General features: G+C 32.0%; 22 protein-coding genes. 21 read left to right on the forward strand and 1 reads right to left on the reverse strand.

Translation table 11 applies throughout. The features are described from left to right. Positions 1 to 91: 91 nt before the first annotated feature. On the forward strand, positions 92 to 505 hold the full coding sequence (locus tag Q9968_RS04675) for a hypothetical protein (RefSeq protein ID WP_305513953.1): 414 nt from the start codon (positions 92 to 94) through the stop codon (positions 503 to 505). Further along, positions 495 to 893, forward strand: a complete 399-nt coding sequence (locus Q9968_RS04680; protein WP_305513955.1) for a hypothetical protein — start codon at positions 495 to 497, stop codon at positions 891 to 893. Before Q9968_RS04675 ends, Q9968_RS04680 begins: the two co-directional genes overlap by 11 nt. 8 nt (positions 894 to 901) lie before the next feature. Here Q9968_RS04680 and Q9968_RS04685 read toward each other — a convergent pair whose 3' ends face one another. Then, positions 902 to 1,237 (reverse strand): hypothetical protein, encoded by a 336-nt coding sequence (locus tag Q9968_RS04685; protein ID WP_305513957.1) that lies wholly within the window; start codon positions 1,235 to 1,237, stop codon positions 902 to 904. Between the two features lie 343 nt (positions 1,238 to 1,580). Here Q9968_RS04685 and rnc point away from each other — a divergent pair, with 343 nt between their 5' ends. The 19 genes from rnc (at position 1,581) to argH (ending at position 14,826) form a co-directional block, all read left to right on the forward strand. Next, a complete protein-coding gene (rnc, locus tag Q9968_RS04690; protein ID WP_305513959.1) occupies positions 1,581 to 2,252 on the forward strand; it encodes a ribonuclease III in 672 nt (223 codons plus the stop codon). Next, positions 2,253 to 3,719: a homoserine O-acetyltransferase gene (locus tag Q9968_RS04695; RefSeq protein WP_305513961.1), complete on the forward strand. Its 1,467-nt coding sequence runs from the start codon at positions 2,253 to 2,255 to the stop codon at positions 3,717 to 3,719. A gap of 84 nt (positions 3,720 to 3,803) precedes the next feature. Beyond that, the gene (locus Q9968_RS04700; protein ID WP_305514356.1) at positions 3,804 to 4,448 is read left to right on the forward strand and encodes an AzlC family ABC transporter permease; all 645 of its coding nucleotides are present in this window, start codon (positions 3,804 to 3,806) and stop codon (positions 4,446 to 4,448) included. Continuing rightward, on the forward strand, positions 4,448 to 4,762 hold the full coding sequence (locus Q9968_RS04705) for an AzlD domain-containing protein (RefSeq protein ID WP_305513963.1): 315 nt from the start codon (positions 4,448 to 4,450) through the stop codon (positions 4,760 to 4,762). The genes Q9968_RS04700 and Q9968_RS04705 overlap by 1 nt, the downstream gene beginning before the upstream one ends. Positions 4,763 to 4,880: 118 nt before the next feature. Continuing rightward, positions 4,881 to 6,302 (forward strand): asparagine synthase-related protein, encoded by a 1,422-nt coding sequence (locus Q9968_RS04710; protein ID WP_305513965.1) that lies wholly within the window; start codon positions 4,881 to 4,883, stop codon positions 6,300 to 6,302. A gap of 54 nt (positions 6,303 to 6,356) precedes the next feature. Further along, the gene (gene rpl7ae, locus Q9968_RS04715) at positions 6,357 to 6,725 is read left to right on the forward strand and encodes a 50S ribosomal protein L7Ae (protein WP_305513967.1); all 369 of its coding nucleotides are present in this window, start codon (positions 6,357 to 6,359) and stop codon (positions 6,723 to 6,725) included. Positions 6,726 to 6,759: 34 nt separating this feature from the next. Next, positions 6,760 to 6,966: a 30S ribosomal protein S28e gene (locus tag Q9968_RS04720; protein WP_305513969.1), complete on the forward strand. Its 207-nt coding sequence runs from the start codon at positions 6,760 to 6,762 to the stop codon at positions 6,964 to 6,966. Between the two features lie 14 nt (positions 6,967 to 6,980). Next, positions 6,981 to 7,142, forward strand: a complete 162-nt coding sequence (locus tag Q9968_RS04725) for a 50S ribosomal protein L24e (RefSeq protein WP_116669817.1) — start codon at positions 6,981 to 6,983, stop codon at positions 7,140 to 7,142. Beyond that, positions 7,139 to 7,591 (forward strand): nucleoside-diphosphate kinase, encoded by a 453-nt coding sequence (gene ndk, locus Q9968_RS04730; protein ID WP_305513974.1) that lies wholly within the window; start codon positions 7,139 to 7,141, stop codon positions 7,589 to 7,591. Before Q9968_RS04725 ends, ndk begins: the two co-directional genes overlap by 4 nt. 39 nt (positions 7,592 to 7,630) lie before the next feature. Then, positions 7,631 to 9,421: a translation initiation factor IF-2 gene (infB, locus tag Q9968_RS04735; protein ID WP_305513976.1), complete on the forward strand. Its 1,791-nt coding sequence runs from the start codon at positions 7,631 to 7,633 to the stop codon at positions 9,419 to 9,421. Positions 9,422 to 9,459: 38 nt separating this feature from the next. Then, entirely contained in the window at positions 9,460 to 9,843 is a 384-nt protein-coding gene (locus tag Q9968_RS04740) for a 30S ribosomal protein S6e (RefSeq protein WP_305513978.1), read from the forward strand. Between the two features lie 62 nt (positions 9,844 to 9,905). Then, entirely contained in the window at positions 9,906 to 11,120 is a 1,215-nt protein-coding gene (locus tag Q9968_RS04745; RefSeq protein WP_305513980.1) for a translation initiation factor IF-2 subunit gamma, read from the forward strand. Between the two features lie 13 nt (positions 11,121 to 11,133). After that, a complete protein-coding gene (locus tag Q9968_RS04750; protein ID WP_305513982.1) occupies positions 11,134 to 11,526 on the forward strand; it encodes a PIN domain-containing protein in 393 nt (130 codons plus the stop codon). Between the two features lie 35 nt (positions 11,527 to 11,561). Next, complete coding sequence (locus tag Q9968_RS04755) at positions 11,562 to 12,140, forward strand: DNA-directed RNA polymerase (RefSeq protein WP_305513984.1); 579 nt, start codon at positions 11,562 to 11,564, stop codon at positions 12,138 to 12,140. Between the two features lie 2 nt (positions 12,141 to 12,142). Beyond that, positions 12,143 to 12,319, forward strand: coding sequence for a transcription elongation factor subunit Spt4 (gene spt4 / locus Q9968_RS04760; RefSeq protein WP_305513985.1), 177 nt, complete (start codon positions 12,143 to 12,145; stop codon positions 12,317 to 12,319). Between the two features lie 10 nt (positions 12,320 to 12,329). Further along, entirely contained in the window at positions 12,330 to 12,842 is a 513-nt protein-coding gene (locus Q9968_RS04765; RefSeq protein WP_305513987.1) for a GTP-dependent dephospho-CoA kinase family protein, read from the forward strand. A gap of 12 nt (positions 12,843 to 12,854) precedes the next feature. After that, positions 12,855 to 13,172: a 30S ribosomal protein S24e gene (locus tag Q9968_RS04770; RefSeq protein ID WP_305513989.1), complete on the forward strand. Its 318-nt coding sequence runs from the start codon at positions 12,855 to 12,857 to the stop codon at positions 13,170 to 13,172. A gap of 9 nt (positions 13,173 to 13,181) precedes the next feature. After that, entirely contained in the window at positions 13,182 to 13,334 is a 153-nt protein-coding gene (locus Q9968_RS04775; protein WP_305513991.1) for a 30S ribosomal protein S27ae, read from the forward strand. Positions 13,335 to 13,404: 70 nt separating this feature from the next. Further along, positions 13,405 to 14,826: an argininosuccinate lyase gene (gene argH, locus Q9968_RS04780; RefSeq protein ID WP_305513993.1), complete on the forward strand. Its 1,422-nt coding sequence runs from the start codon at positions 13,405 to 13,407 to the stop codon at positions 14,824 to 14,826. The last annotated feature ends 34 nt before the right edge of the window (positions 14,827 to 14,860 follow it).

Raw genomic sequence — 14,860 nt, forward strand, 5'->3', positions numbered from 1 at the left:
TTATTTTAATGCGCTATTTTTCAGATAACTTTATTAACTATTGTTAGTTTAAATTAATTTATATATAACTAAGTTATTTAGGAGGAATAAAATGACTGATTTAAATGATATTGCAAAAGAAAATGATGTAAATTTAGAGAATTCTGTTGTTTTTGTAAGGGGTGAAGATGATATATTGTCTGTAGATCTTTCTAATGCAGGCATTAAACAAAGAAGTGATGATACTATGGGTTTTACTTTTTCAATCACTCCAAAACAAGCATTGGACCTTGAAGAATACTTTAGTAGATTTGCAGCAGGTGAAAAATTCTATTATGATATTTCTCAAACTGGTTATAGACCTGCTTTTTATCGCGGATTATCTTCAATGACTAAAGAAATTAGTGAAGAAGAGGATACAAAATTTAATATTACATTATTTGCTCAAAAAGCTATTGTTGAAGCTGAAGATTCCTACTTCACACCAACATGTGTAGGTTGTGCTTTTTGTCATATTGGATTGTGATAAATTGTTTCCATCTCAATTTTCTAATAAAATTAAATTAACTTTAAAAAAAACAAATGAGAGCATTGAGCTAGATCAAAGGAGAGCTCATATCCGTGAAAATCAAAATGGTCTAATGGCTTTAAGTTATGTTGCACCAGTGTTTGAAACAATGGAGTTGGAGCGATTTTTTGATAATGTGCTTGCTAGTGAAAAATTAGATATGAATATTGGGGATACAGGAGATTTTACTGTAAGTTTTAGAGGCCTAGTTGAAGGGAAAGAAAAGAATTTCCCTCAAAATTTAGACCATAAAATTATTCTTTTACAAGAACCAACTTGTTTGGATTCAAGAATGAATGTTCAACTTACAGGATTTTCTACATTTAAATTAAAAGATGAAATTTAATATTTTGGTTAAAATTCATCTTCTAATGCATCCCATAAATCAACTGCCCAACCTTGTTTACCGTCGATTACCATATCAAGTAATCTTACTTTACCATCTCTGAAACGGAATAATCGATAATCTTGCTGTGTTTTTTTACCACTGCCTTCCTTGTTGCAGTCAAGATATATTCCTTCGTCATATTCCTGTTCAAAATCACCTGCTTCTACAAACTCACCCACTAATGAATAACCGTTTTTAACATTTTTATCTAGTCTTTCCACGGTTTTTAACCATCCTCCTTGTGCTCTGAATTTTATATCTGGGTCAATTATTGTTATTTCTTTTTGCCAGTTTATTATCATGTTACCAAATCCTTTTTAATTATAATTTGACATATCATATATAAATTGGAATTGCAAGAGAGCATTTGGAAAGTATTAACTATAATGTTGGCACTTTCAAAAACTTGTGTGATAATTAATTTTTTCGATTAATTTATTCATTTAAATTTTTCAAAATAACGGATTAATTAGCTTTAAATTATAAAAATAACTCCGAATATTAAGAAAAGTTTTTAATAAAAAACTTGAAGATATTTAAATCAAACAAGTTTTTGAAAGAGCCATAATGTTTTTATATATTAATTATATATAAGTTTAAAAACATAATTGATAATATTAGTAATTAATAATGCTGGGCTTTGAAATGAATTTATTCGAGAAATTTAATATAAAAACTGAAAATGAATATTTATATGAAATGGCATTTACACATGCTTCATATTCAACATTGCATAATTTAGATTACAATTATGAAAGATTAGAGTTTTTAGGTGATTCAGTTCTTAGTTTAATTGTATCTGAATATTTGTATAAAAAATATCCTAATTATGGAGAGGGAAAACTAACAAAGAAAAGATCTAACTTCGTATGTCAAAATGCATTAGTATATTACTCTGAAAAGTTAAAATTAAAAGATTATCTCAATATTTCAGTTGAGGAATCTAATTTGACTAAAAATGAAGTAATATCTGTAACTGCTGATATCTTTGAATCATTTTTAGGTGCTATATTTATGGATCAGGGTATGGAATTTGCAAAAGAATTCTTAGCTACTTGGATTTTCAAATACATTGATCAGGACCGTGTATTTTTTGAAGATTACAAATCTGCAATTAAGGAATATGGGGATGCTAAAGAATTACCTATCGGATACGAAATATTAAAAGAATATGGAGTTCCTCATGATAAGACATTCATCATGTCATGTTTAATTGATGGTAAAGAAAAGGGTGTTGGAAGAGGTAAAAGTAAAAAAGAAGCGGAACAATCTGCTGCAAAAAGTGCTATGCGTAAATTAAGAATTTGGAGAAAATGAATGAATGAAGAATCTGTCGGTATTGTAGAGACAAAATATCTACATATATCTGAACCAATCGTGCTGGAAAGTGGCAAAACTTTAGAAGAGGTCAGTGTAGCTTATGAAACTTATGGAGAGCTTAACAAAGAAAAATCTAATGCTATTTTAATTTGTCACGCACTAACTGGAGATGCACATGCCGCTGGCTGGCATGAAGGAGATAAAAAACCTGGCTGGTGGGATATTGTAATAGGGCCTGGAAAAGCATTGGATAGTGAAAAATACTTCATTATCTGTTCAAATGTTTTGGGGGGTTGTAAAGGAACAACGGGTCCGAGTTCAATCAATCCAAAAACAGGCAATCCTTACGGTTTAAATTTTCCTGTAGTCACTATAGGGGATATGGTTAATGTTCAAAAGAAACTTATCGATTCATTGGGAATAAACCAATTGTTTGCAGTTATTGGCGGATCTATGGGGGGAATGCAGGTTCTTCAATGGATGGTATATTATCCTAAAATGATAAAAAAGGCAATGCCCATAGCAACAACCGGAAGTTCATCTCCTCAACAGATTGCTTTTAATGATGTAGGTAGACAGGCAATAATTGCAGATCCCGATTGGAATAAAGGCAATTACTATGAAACTGATAAATTACCTGTTAATGGTCTATCTCTTGCTCGTATGATTGCACATATTACTTATTTAAGTGATGAGTCCATGGATATTAAATTTGGGCGTGGACTTCAAGACAAAGATGAAATAACTTACGATCTTTCAGTCGATTTTCAAGTTGAAAGTTACTTAAAACATCAGGGTGAGGTATTTGTCAAACGTTTTGATGCTAACAGTTATCTGATTATTACAAAAGCGGTCGATTATTTTGATTTATCTATTAAGGGATCATTAATTGACGGTTTGAAAAATGTTGAAGCTAAAACTGAACTTGTTTCTGTGGATTCAGATTGGCTATATCCAACAGAACAAAGTACAGAATTGTTAAATGCATTAAAAGCCAATAATGTTGAGGCATCATTTTCAGAAATAAAATCTAATTTTGGTCATGATGCTTTTTTACTTGAAAAAGGACAGCTAAACCACATGATTTCAAAATTCTTATCTGATAATATCGTTGAAGATATTATGATAGAACAAATAGCAACAATTCGTGGTAATGTCAGTATTCAATATGCTGCTAAATTAATGTTGGACAAGCATGTAACTCATATTCCTGTTGTAACTGATGAGTATAAGTTAATTGGAATCGTTACAAGTTGGGATTTATCTAAGTCAATCGCCACAGGTGCCAACCAGCTAAAAGATATCATGACAACAACTGTAAAATATTGTCATGCTCATGAAAGCATTGAGGATGTAGCTCGTCAGATGCGTAAATTTGACATATCATGTCTTCCGGTCGTTGATGAGGACATGAAGGTTTTAGGTTTAATTACAACAGACCAAATCAGTAATTTACTCAGTTAAATTACACTTTTTTTTAATTTTTCCCGGAGAGATATTATTTCAAGAGCTGCTAAATTCATTGAGGGTGCTAAAAAGGCTATTCCAATTACTTTTGGATATATTCCGATGGGAATAGGTTATGCTGCAATCGCCATAAAAGCGGGCATGACTCCTGTTGAAACAGTTTCAATGTCTTTTTTAGTTTATGCAGGTGCCGGCCAAATCATTGCCGCCTCAATGGTTTTAAGTGGTGCAACACTCATGACAATTATTTTAACTAATTTCGTTGTTAATTTAAGATATCTTGTTATGTCAACATGTGTCTTAAACAAAATTGAGAAATCTAATTTGCCTTTAAATATCTTAGCTGCACATTTAACTGTCGATGAATCATTCGCAATGTTTTCTTTAAGTGAAAATTCAAGTATTTGGATATTTTTAGGAATTGGTCTTACTTCCTGGTTAAGCTGGTGTTTAGGAGCCGGAATTGGTGTAGTCGTTCTAGATTTGCTCCCAATAATTGTTACAAACAGTTTCAATATCTCATTATATGCTTTATTTGTTGCAATTTTAATTCCTTCAATTAAGGAATCTAGACAAATTGCCCTTTTAGTTTTGATAACTGCTGTTTTAAATATTGTGTTAAGTCAATTTTTGGGAAATTGGTCATTAATCGTATCAACACTTTTAGGTGCTTTAATTGGAATGAATATAGTTGATGACGGATATTTGCTCTCAGGTGATTGCTAATGGATTTCATGGCGTTAGTTGTAATTGGATGTGCTTTGGTAACATTTATACCCCGTTTAATTCCAGCATTATTTATTGATAAGTTAAATTTCTCACCAAAAGTAGAAAAATTCTTAAATCTAATACCCTATACTGCCTTATCAGCTTTAATATGTCCTGGTGTATTGACTGTTGATAATCAGTTATGGTATATTGGTTTAATAGGAGCTGTTGTAGCGGCAAGTCTGGCCTGGAAGAAAGTTCCAATTGGAGCTATTGTAATTTTAACAGTAATGATTTTAATTACAGTTTATTCGATTATACCATTTTTTTAAGTCGATTTATTTTATTGATATATGAAAATAATCCATTGTCAGTTGGAAGTTTGATTAAGGGATTTTCAATACCAGTATGGATGAAATTTTAAGTATTATTAAAATGTAATATAATACTATGAGTTCAATAGTAGGGTTACAGGGCAATTTTAAAAGAAACGACATTATTTCAATGTTGGAGACTTCTAAAAATAGAGGGCCTGACTTATCAAGAGTTTTTTTAGATAAAGTTTATAATTTAGAGGATTTTGATTGTAAAAATGACTATGATTTAGTTTTAGGACATAATTTACTTAAAGTTTATGATTCTAACAATAGGATTTCTTACCCTCAACCTATTAAAAAGGATAAACTTGTTTTAGTCTTTGATGGAGAGTTATATAATTTCAATACTATGAGAAACTTTTTATCAAAAGTCGGTGTTGAAGAGACATTTGTATCTGATGCACAAATTTTAATTAATCTAATTGATTTTTATTCAAAAAAAATAGGTTTACTTAAAGCTGTAGAATCTGCAATACGCCTAATCGATGGAGATTATGCATTTGCAGTTTTTGATGGTGAAAACCTAGCTATTGCACGTGATCCATTAGGTGTAAAACCATTATTCTATGCTGAAAGAGATGATCTAAAAGGTTTTGCATCTACAAAAAGATCCTTAAAAGAAATTGGTCTAACTGACATTAACACCTTAAAACCGGAACACATACTGTATAACTGGAGGGATATATCTCCGGCACAACCCATTCATGAAAAAATCTTTGAAGGGGATGTGGCTAAAATAGAGAAGCTATTAAAATTAAGTGTTGTTAAAAGAATCGCTGGATTAGATGAGATTGGAGTAATATTTTCAGGCGGTGTTGACAGTTCGTATTTAGCATTACTTTTAGGTCAAATTGCAGATAATGTTCCATTGAAAATAACTCTTTATGCAGTTGGTGTTAAAAATTCAAAAGATATTGAATCAGCAATTTATGCATCAAAATTCTTAAACCTAAATTTAAAAATCTGTGAAGTAACCGAAGAGATGCTACGTGAAAGTCTACCGAGTGTTGTAAGAGCAATTGGTGATGATAATCTTATGAAAGTGGGTGTGGGAATGACTACTTATCTTGCAACAAAAATGATTGCTGAAGATGGAATTAAAGTAGCAATTTCAGGTCAAGGTGCAGATGAGCTATTTGGCGGATATAAACGTTATTTGAAAAGTTTTATAAATGGAACTCTAAATTCTGATTTAAGAGACGATATTGCAAATATGTATCATGTTAATCTAGAACGTGATGATGCATGTTCAATGCTTAATGGAGTTGAATTAAGACTACCTTTTTTAGACGAAAACCTAGTGGAACTAGCTTTAAACATTCCAGATAATAAAAAAATTGTTTCAATGCATGATGACATGCGTAAAAGTATTTTAAGAAAACTTGCTTTTGAAGAAGGTCTTGATTATGAAATAGCCTATAGACCTAAAAAAGCAGCTCAATATGGGACAGGTATTGATCTATATAGAATTACATTATATTATGATTCAAAATGAATTGTAATATCTGCCGATGGATGGCATAGCCAGATGAAAAAGGAGGTATATTTTATGGCAAACATTTATGTAAAATTTGACACACCTGAAGAATTAGCTAAACAAGCTGAAGAAGCATTAGAAACCGCACAAGCTACCGGTAAAGTAGCAAAAGGTACTAACGAAGTAACTAAATTCATCGAAAGAGGAAGTGCAGCATTAGTTGTTATCGCAGAAGATGTAGATCCTGCTGAAATCGTTGCACACATTCCTGTTCTCGCTGATGAAAAAGAAATTCCTTATATATACTTACCAACCAAAGAACAAGTTGGTGTAGCTGCTGGTTTAACTGTTGGTACTGCTTCCGCATGTATTGTTGATGCTGGTGAGGCAGAAGCTGCTGTTAGTGATATTGTAGTTAAAGTTGCTGAATTAAAAGAATAGATATATTTTTTTAGAATAATTTACGGTGATTTAAATGGAAGAAGGAACTCCTGCTGAAGTCATTGAAGTTTTAAAAAGAACTGGTATGACTGGTGAGGTAATGCAAATTAAATGCAGAATCCTCGAAGGTAGAGATAAAGGAAGAATTTTAACAAGAAACATTATGGGTCCTGTAAGAAAAGGTGACATGTTAATGTTACTTGATACAATTAGAGAAGCTAAAGAAATTAGGACTCCTTAAGAAGGTGTAAAATCATGAGAACTTGTTCATTCTGTAATAAAGAAATAGAAGAGGGTACCGGAAAAATGTATGTTAAAAGAGACGGTTCAATTTATTTCTTTTGCAGCAGCAAATGTGAAAAAAATATGATTAAACTTGGAAGAGTTCCAAGAAAAGTTAAATGGGTTAAAGAATGATTCAAAAAAGTTTTGTTATGATGAAACCTGACGCTGTTCAAAGACGTCTTATGGGTAAAATATTGTCTCGCTTTGAAGAGAAAGGTCTTCAAATCGTTGCATGTAAATTAATTCAAATTGATGAAGATTTAGCAAAAACTCATTATGGAGAGCATGCTGAAAAACCATTTTTCCCAAGTTTAGTTGAATATATTACTTCTTCACCATCTTTTGCTATGGTAATTCAAGGAGAAGAAGCTATTACTACTATTAGGAAAATTGTTGGAGCAACCAATCCTTTAGAAGCAGATTTCGGAACAATTAGAGGAGACTTTGGTATGGATACTGGTAGAAATATTATTCATGCTTCAGATGCTCCTGAATCTGCAGAAAGAGAAATTGGCCTTTTCTTTAACGAAGATGAAATTTGTGATTATCAGATTATCGATAATGATTTAATTTATGAATAAATTTAAAAATTTAGAATTTTATTATTAAAGAAGATTAGCATGAAAATCAGATCCCCAATTGTGTCAGTTTTAGGACATGTAGATCATGGAAAAACAACATTATTAGATTATATTAGAGGTAGTACTATCGCTGATAAAGAAGCAGGCGGTATTACACAGCATATTGGTGCTACAGAAATCCCAAATGACACTATTGAAGAAATCTGTGGTAATTTTATTTCAAGATTAACTATCAAGGATTTAATCCCGGGATTGTTCTTTATTGATACTCCAGGTCATGAAGCATTTACTAGTTTAAGGAAACGTGGTGGTGCATTGGCTGATTTAGCTGTTTTAATTGTTGATATTAATGATGGTTTTAAACCGCAAACATATGAAGCATTAAATATTCTTAAAATGTATAAGACTCCATTCATTGTTGTTGCTAACAAAATAGATAGATTATTTGGTTGGGAGACTCATGAAGGAGCTTCATTCAAAGAATCTTTCTCACAACAAGCTCCAAGTGTTCAACAAAATTTAGACACTAAAGTTTATGAAATTGTTGGCACTCTTCACAAAGAGGGCTTCCAATCTGAAAGATTTGATAGGATAAGTAATTTTGCCTCACAAATTAGTATTATACCGATTAGCGCTAGGTCTGGTGAAGGAATTATTGAAGTATTAGCAATGCTTTTGGGTCTTGCTCAGGAATACTTAACCGAACAGCTTGAAATCAATGAAAATTCTCCTGCTAAAGGTACTATATTAGAGATTAAAGAAGAAGTAGGATTGGGTCTTACTGTTGACAGTATTATTTATGATGGGGTTTTACGAACTAATGATGAGATAGCTTTAATGACATCTTCAAATGAGGTGTTAACAACTAAAGTTAGATCTATTTTAAGGCCTCTCCCTCTTGAGGAAATGAGAGACTCCAAAAAGAAATTCCAAAAATTTGATGAAGTTGTTGCAGCTGCAGGTATTAAAATAGCTGCTCCTAATTTGGATGAAGTTGTTTCTGGTTCTCCACTTAGAGTTTTAAGTGACACTGAGAACGTCAAAGAGGAAATCTTAAAGGAAATTGAAGATATTACTATTCACACTGATGATGAAGGTATTTTAGTTAAAGCTGATACATTAGGTTCTCTTGAAGCTATTGTTACATTGTTAAGAGAATTAAATATATCTATTCGTGAAGCAGACATTGGAGATGTTAATCGTAGAGATATTATTAATTCATCCATTGCTTTAAATGAAAATGATGCACATGGTGCAATCATTGCTTTTAATGTAAATGTTAATCCGAATTCTCAAGAAGATTTAGAAAATTCAGATGTAAAACTCTTTAAAGGCGATGTGATTTATCAGATTATTGAAGAGTATGAAGCATGGATTGACGAAATTGAGGAAGCTAAGAAAAAAGCATTTTATGATGCTATTATCAAACCTGCTAAGTTCATGTGTTTACCTAAATTGATTTTCCGTCAAAGTAAACCTGCTATTATTGGAATCGAATCCCTCAGCGGTACAATTAAACAAGGTCAAACTTTAATTAATAAAAATGGGGAATATGTTGGAGTAATAGTTAGTATGGAAGATAAAGGCGAAACATTACCTTCTATACCTAGAGGTCAAAGGGTTGCAATGGCTATTAAAGATGCTATTGTCGGAAAACAATTTGATGAAGGGGATGAATTGTATGTTGATGTCCCTGAAAAACATTATAAATTCATTGAAAGAGAATTTAAAGATAAATTAACTGAAAATGAGTTTGAAACTTTATACGAATTTGTAGAAATTAAACGTAAACAAGATCCAGATTGGGGTAAATTTGGTCTTTTTGAATAATAAAATAGTTATGGAAATAATTAATGGAGGAAAATACCATGGCATTCAAAGTCGTTGTGTCTCAAAAAGCTGAAACTTATCAAATGGAAGTTGATGATACTAAAGCTCTTAATGGTTTAGTCATTGGAGATGAATTTGATGGTGGAATTGTTGGTTTAGATGGTTACACTTTAAAAATCACTGGTGGAAGTGATAAAAACGGTTTCACTATGAAAAAAGATGTTTCAGGCACTAGAAGAATCAAAAGTTTATTAAGTGGTGGTATTGGTTATCATCCTAAAGCAGATGGTGTTAAAAGAAGAAAAACTGTTAGGGGAAACACTATTGCTGAGGATATTGTACAAATCAACACTGTAGTTGCTGAAGCCGGTAGTAAATCAATAGCTGATATTCTCGGTGTTGGTGATGAAGAGGAAGAATAGTTTTACTATTTTTCTTATTTACTTTTAAGTCGAATTAAAATTATTAAAAAAGGTGGTTATCTGTGAACGTACAGTCAGATGTTAACATAGGTTTAGTTGGTCATGTAGACCATGGTAAGACAACCCTTACTAAAGCATTATCCGGAGTATGGACTGATACTCACAGTGAGGAAACTAAAAGGGGTATTTCAATTCGTTTAGGTTATGCGGATATTGAATTTAAAAAATGTCCAAAATGTGATGAACCTAAATGTTACACTACTTCAGATAAATGCGAACACTGTGGAAGCGAAACTGAATTAATAAGAAAGGTATCTTTTGTTGATGCTCCAGGTCACGAAACTCTTATGGCAACTATGTTATCTGGTGCTGCAATTATGGATGGTGCAGTGTTAGTAATTGCTGCAAATGAGTCTTGTCCACAACCACAAACTAAAGAACATCTCATGGCACTTGATGTAATTGGTGTTAAAGATGTTATTGTAGTTCAAAATAAAATTGATATTGTTTCAAAAGAAAGAGCTATTGAAAGCTATCATGAAATTAAGGAATTTGTTAAAGGCACTTGTGCCGAAGATGCTTTAATAATACCAGTATCTGCTCAACAAGGTGCTAACATTGATATATTGATTGAGGCAATGCTTGATAAAATTCATCCTCCTGAAAGGGATGTTGATGATTATGCGTTAATGCATGTTGCAAGGTCATTTGATATTAATAAACCTGGTTCTGGCGCTGATAAAATTAGAGGAGGAGTTATTGGCGGTACTTTAGTTCAAGGCATTTTTAAACTTGGTGATACTATTGAAATTAGACCTGGCCCTACCAATAAAGGTAAAAGAATTACCCTGAAATCAGAGATTATTGGTCTTGAAGCTAATGGTAAACAAGTTGAAGAAATCGGTCCGGGCGGACTTGTTGGTATTGCAACAAAATTAGATCCATCTTTAACAAAATCAGATTCATTATCCGGAACTGTTGCTGGTGAGGAATTTACTTTACCTGATGTTTTAGATTGTTTCACAATGGAAGTTAAGTTATTGGATCGTGTTGTTGGAACTAAAGAAGAACGTGATGTTACTCCAATTAAAATTAAAGAGCCATTAATGATTAATGTTGGAACTGCAACTACTATTGGTGTTGTTACATCATCTAAAAAGAATAAAGTTGATGTTACTCTTAAATTACCTGTATGTGCAAGTTCAGGAGATAGGGTTGCTTTAAGTCGTAGAGTAGGGGCACGTTGGAGATTAATCGGTTACGGTATTATTAAATAGAGGTAAAATAATAATGGACTCTAAAGAAGTTGTAATTGATACCAATTTTTTTATGGTTCCTTTTCAGTTCAATGTAGACATAATCACTGAACTTGAAAACTTACTACCTTCTTATAAATTAACTACTCCAAGCTTTGTTATCAATGAATTGAAGGGTTTGAAAAGAAATACTAAGGGTAAAACAAGGTTAAATGCGAATTTAGCTTTGAAGTTAGCTAATTCTTCAAAAGTTGAAATAAAGGATATTTCATTACTTGAAAATGAAACTGTGGATGATGCGTTACTGAGAGTTTCAGAAGTCTTAGCTACGAATGATATTGAATTAAAAAATCGTGCAAAAAACAAAGGGATAACAATAGTATATTTAAGGCAAAAAAAATATATTGCTGTTGAAGGTAAAATATAATATTAATTAAACTTATTAAAAAATGAGGGATTATTTTGTATTATAAAACAAAAATTGAGGATACTGTAAGAATTCCACCTTACAAATTTGAATATCCTCTTGAAGAAGTTGCAATTCAAACTTTAAACGAAACCTATGAAGGCCGTTTAGATAAAAAACTTGGTTTACTCATTTGTGTTAATGAAATTGATGAAATTAGCGATGGAAAACTCATTATGGGCGATGGAGCTTCATATCATAATGTTGTTTTTGATGCTATTTTCTTTAAACCAGAGCAACATGAAATTTTTAATGGTGAAGTTATAGATATAGCTGATTACGGTGCTTTTGTGAGAATTGGGCCTATGGATGGTTTGATACATGTTTCTCAAGTAATTGATGATTATATTAATTATGATGCTAAAAGAGGAGCATTACTCGCTAAAGAATCAAATAAAACTTTAGATGTTGGTGACTTAGTAAGGGCTAGAGCAGTAAGTGTTTCTATTAAAGATGAATCTATTAACAGTAGAGATAATCATAGAAATTCTAAAATCCCTCTCACTATGAGACAAACAAATCTTGGCAGATTTGAATGGATTGAAGAAGCTAAACAAAAAACTAAGAAGGTTTAAAAATGAAAGCTTGTACTGTTTGTAAAATGATTTCTAGCAAAGACCACTGTCCTAGTTGTGGAAATCCAACTTCCGATAATTGGAGTGGTCTTTTGATTATAACTGATCCTACGGAGTCTAAAATTGCTCGTGAATTGAATATTGAGATTCCAGGCGAATATTGTTTAAGAGTAAGATAGAGGGTTTTTTGTGTTACATTTAGATGCAGAATTAAATAAAGATATAATATTGGAGCTTAAAAGACCTTTAGGCAAATTATATCCTAACTTTGAAGATGCAATTGATGATATTAAGTCTTCCGAGTATTTAATTTCTGTTGGTGATGCGACTTTCGCCAATCTTACAAAACATGGATTATATCCGAATATTGGCATAATTGACAATTTAATTCAGAGAAAAAATCATACTCATGAAGTTATACGTGCAGAGCATATTTTAAAAGCAGAAAATCCTGCGGGGTATTTGACTGATAATCTATGGGAAACCATAGGTAAGGCTCTTGAATTATCTAACAATGGTGAATGTTATGTAATTGAAGTGGCAGGGGAAGAAGATCTTGCGGTTCTTCCTTGTATAATATTGGCAAATCCGGAAACTACCATTTTATATGGTCAGCCTAATGAAGGATTAGTGCTTTTAAAAGCTCGTGATTTAAAAAATAAAGCTCAAGAACTTCTTAACGGATTTATTAAAATAAAATGAAGAGGTTTTATCATGGAAATTGAAATTTTTGAAGAAAAAGAAAATAAAATATTTAACAGAAAAGAAATTAAGTTTTATGTTGATTACAGTGGAGAAGCAACTCCTAAAATATTGGATGTTAAATCTAAATTAGTTGCTTTATTAAACAGTAAAAAAGATTTAGTTGTAGTTGATAAGATACAACCACACTACGGTGAACCTAAAGCATTAGCTTATGCTAAAGTTTACGATACTGTAGATGATTTAACTTACATCGAAGCTAAACATGTTGTTGCTAAAAATGAAGAACCTGAAGAAGAACCTGCTGAAGAAGCAGATGCAGAAGAATAGGTGATTTGAATGGTAAAAAAATCTGATTTATATGAAGTAGATGGAGACAAAATTGTAAGAAAAAACCAAATTTGTCCTCGTTGTGGTGATGGTGTATTTATGGCTGACCATGGTGACAGGGTTGCCTGCGGTAAATGCGGATACACTGAAATGAAAAAATAAGATTTTTTTAATCTTTATTTCTTTTTTTTATTTATTTTTGATTTTTATTTATTTTAAAGAAGGGATTCTTTTGGATAACATTAGAAATGGTCGTTTTAAGACTGGAATGACTGATGAAGCAGCTGAATACACTTCATCACTTGAAGCGGATAAAATTATTTTTGAAGCTGATATTAAAACTAATTTTGCACATACTTCTATGTTGAAATATGAAGGGATCATTGATGCTGAAATTGCGGATAATATTTTATGTGCACTCGATTCACTTAAAGAAGAAGGTTATGATGCATTAGTCTTTGATCCTTCAGTTGAAGATGTTCACATGGCAATTGAGAATTATGTTACTAATAAAATTGGTTCTCAAGCCGGTTTTATGCACACTGCCAAATCCCGTAACGATCAAGTTGCATGTGATGTTAGATTAGTTTTAAGAGAGAAAATCATTGAAATTCAAATAGGCATTTTAGAATTTATGGAAGGATTGGTTGAAATGGCTGGAGAACACTTAGACGATGTTTTCATTGGTTTTACACACTTGCAGCATGCTCAGCCAATTACAATTGCTCATCATTTAATGGCTCATGTACAGGCATTAAAAAGAGATTATGAACGTTTGGCCGATACATATAAACGTGTCAATTTAAATCCATTAGGTTCAGCAGCTATGGCCACTACTAGCTTTCCTATTAACAGACAATTAACTACTGATTTACTTGGATTTGATGCTTATTTGGAAAATTCCATGGATGGCGTTTCAGCAAGGGATTTTATTGCAGAATCTGTCTTTGATTTTGTTGTATTGTCTTCAACACTTGCAAAAATCTGTGAGGAATTGGTTTTATGGAGTACTTATGAATTTGGTGTTATTGAAATGGCAGATGAATATTCATCAACTTCTTCTATTATGCCGCAAAAGAAAAATCCTGATGTAGCTGAACTTGCCCGTGGTAAAACAAGTATTGCTACCGGTGAATTAATTACTATTTTAACAATTCTTAAGGCTATTCCTTATACTTACAACAGGGATTTACAAGAGATAACTCCTCATTTATGGAATGCGATTAAAGTAACTCAAGATACTTTGTCTATTGTAACCAAGATGTTGCTTTCAGTTGAATTTAAAGTTGACAGATGTGCAGAGCTTGCTGGTAAAAACTTCGCAACTGCAACTGATTTGGCTGACATTATGGTTCGTGAAAAACAGATTCCATTCAGAACCGCTCATAAGATTGTTGGAAGAATTGTAAATGAAGCTAGTGCAAGCAGTATGGCTGAAGAGGATATCACTTCTAAATTCATTGATGAAATTGCAGTGGAATTAGGTTTTGATGAACTGAACTTAAATGGTGATTTAATTCAAAGAGCCTTAAATCCTGCTGAAAATGTTAGAATTCGTGCTGTTCCTGGAGGTCCGGCTCCCGAAATGGTTGAAATGGCTAGAAGTAACATTAAAGAATTTTTAAATGAAGAATTCGAGAAAAAAGGAATATGATTCCTTTTACTTTTTTTATTCAAAATAATTTAGG

This window comes from Methanobrevibacter sp. V14 (genome assembly GCF_963082475.1).
GTDB lineage: Archaea > Methanobacteriota > Methanobacteria > Methanobacteriales > Methanobacteriaceae > Methanocatella.

What these genes read in the sequence shown, in the direction of transcription:
- Q9968_RS04695 (WP_305513961.1), top strand. Translation starts at nt 2,253, where the DNA reads ATGAATGAAGAATCTGTCGGTATTGTAGAGACAAAATATCTACATATA.
- rnc (WP_305513959.1), top strand. Translation starts at nt 1,581, where the DNA reads ATGAATTTATTCGAGAAATTTAATATAAAAACTGAAAATGAATATTTA.
- spt4 (WP_305513985.1), top strand. Translation starts at nt 12,143, where the DNA reads ATGAAAGCTTGTACTGTTTGTAAAATGATTTCTAGCAAAGACCACTGT.
- Q9968_RS04725 (WP_116669817.1), top strand. Translation starts at nt 6,981, where the DNA reads ATGAGAACTTGTTCATTCTGTAATAAAGAAATAGAAGAGGGTACCGGA.
- Q9968_RS04740 (WP_305513978.1), top strand. Translation starts at nt 9,460, where the DNA reads ATGGCATTCAAAGTCGTTGTGTCTCAAAAAGCTGAAACTTATCAAATG.
- Q9968_RS04720 (WP_305513969.1), top strand. Translation starts at nt 6,760, where the DNA reads ATGGAAGAAGGAACTCCTGCTGAAGTCATTGAAGTTTTAAAAAGAACT.
- Q9968_RS04710 (WP_305513965.1), top strand. Translation starts at nt 4,881, where the DNA reads ATGAGTTCAATAGTAGGGTTACAGGGCAATTTTAAAAGAAACGACATT.
- rpl7ae (WP_305513967.1), top strand. Translation starts at nt 6,357, where the DNA reads ATGGCAAACATTTATGTAAAATTTGACACACCTGAAGAATTAGCTAAA.
- Q9968_RS04675 (WP_305513953.1), top strand. Translation starts at nt 92, where the DNA reads ATGACTGATTTAAATGATATTGCAAAAGAAAATGATGTAAATTTAGAG.
- Q9968_RS04685 (WP_305513957.1), bottom strand. Translation starts at nt 1,237, where the DNA reads ATGATAATAAACTGGCAAAAAGAAATAACAATAATTGACCCAGATATA.
- Q9968_RS04750 (WP_305513982.1), top strand. Translation starts at nt 11,134, where the DNA reads ATGGACTCTAAAGAAGTTGTAATTGATACCAATTTTTTTATGGTTCCT.
- infB (WP_305513976.1), top strand. Translation starts at nt 7,631, where the DNA reads ATGAAAATCAGATCCCCAATTGTGTCAGTTTTAGGACATGTAGATCAT.
- Q9968_RS04770 (WP_305513989.1), top strand. Translation starts at nt 12,855, where the DNA reads ATGGAAATTGAAATTTTTGAAGAAAAAGAAAATAAAATATTTAACAGA.
- Q9968_RS04775 (WP_305513991.1), top strand. Translation starts at nt 13,182, where the DNA reads ATGGTAAAAAAATCTGATTTATATGAAGTAGATGGAGACAAAATTGTA.
- ndk (WP_305513974.1), top strand. Translation starts at nt 7,139, where the DNA reads ATGATTCAAAAAAGTTTTGTTATGATGAAACCTGACGCTGTTCAAAGA.
- Q9968_RS04705 (WP_305513963.1), top strand. Translation starts at nt 4,448, where the DNA reads ATGGATTTCATGGCGTTAGTTGTAATTGGATGTGCTTTGGTAACATTT.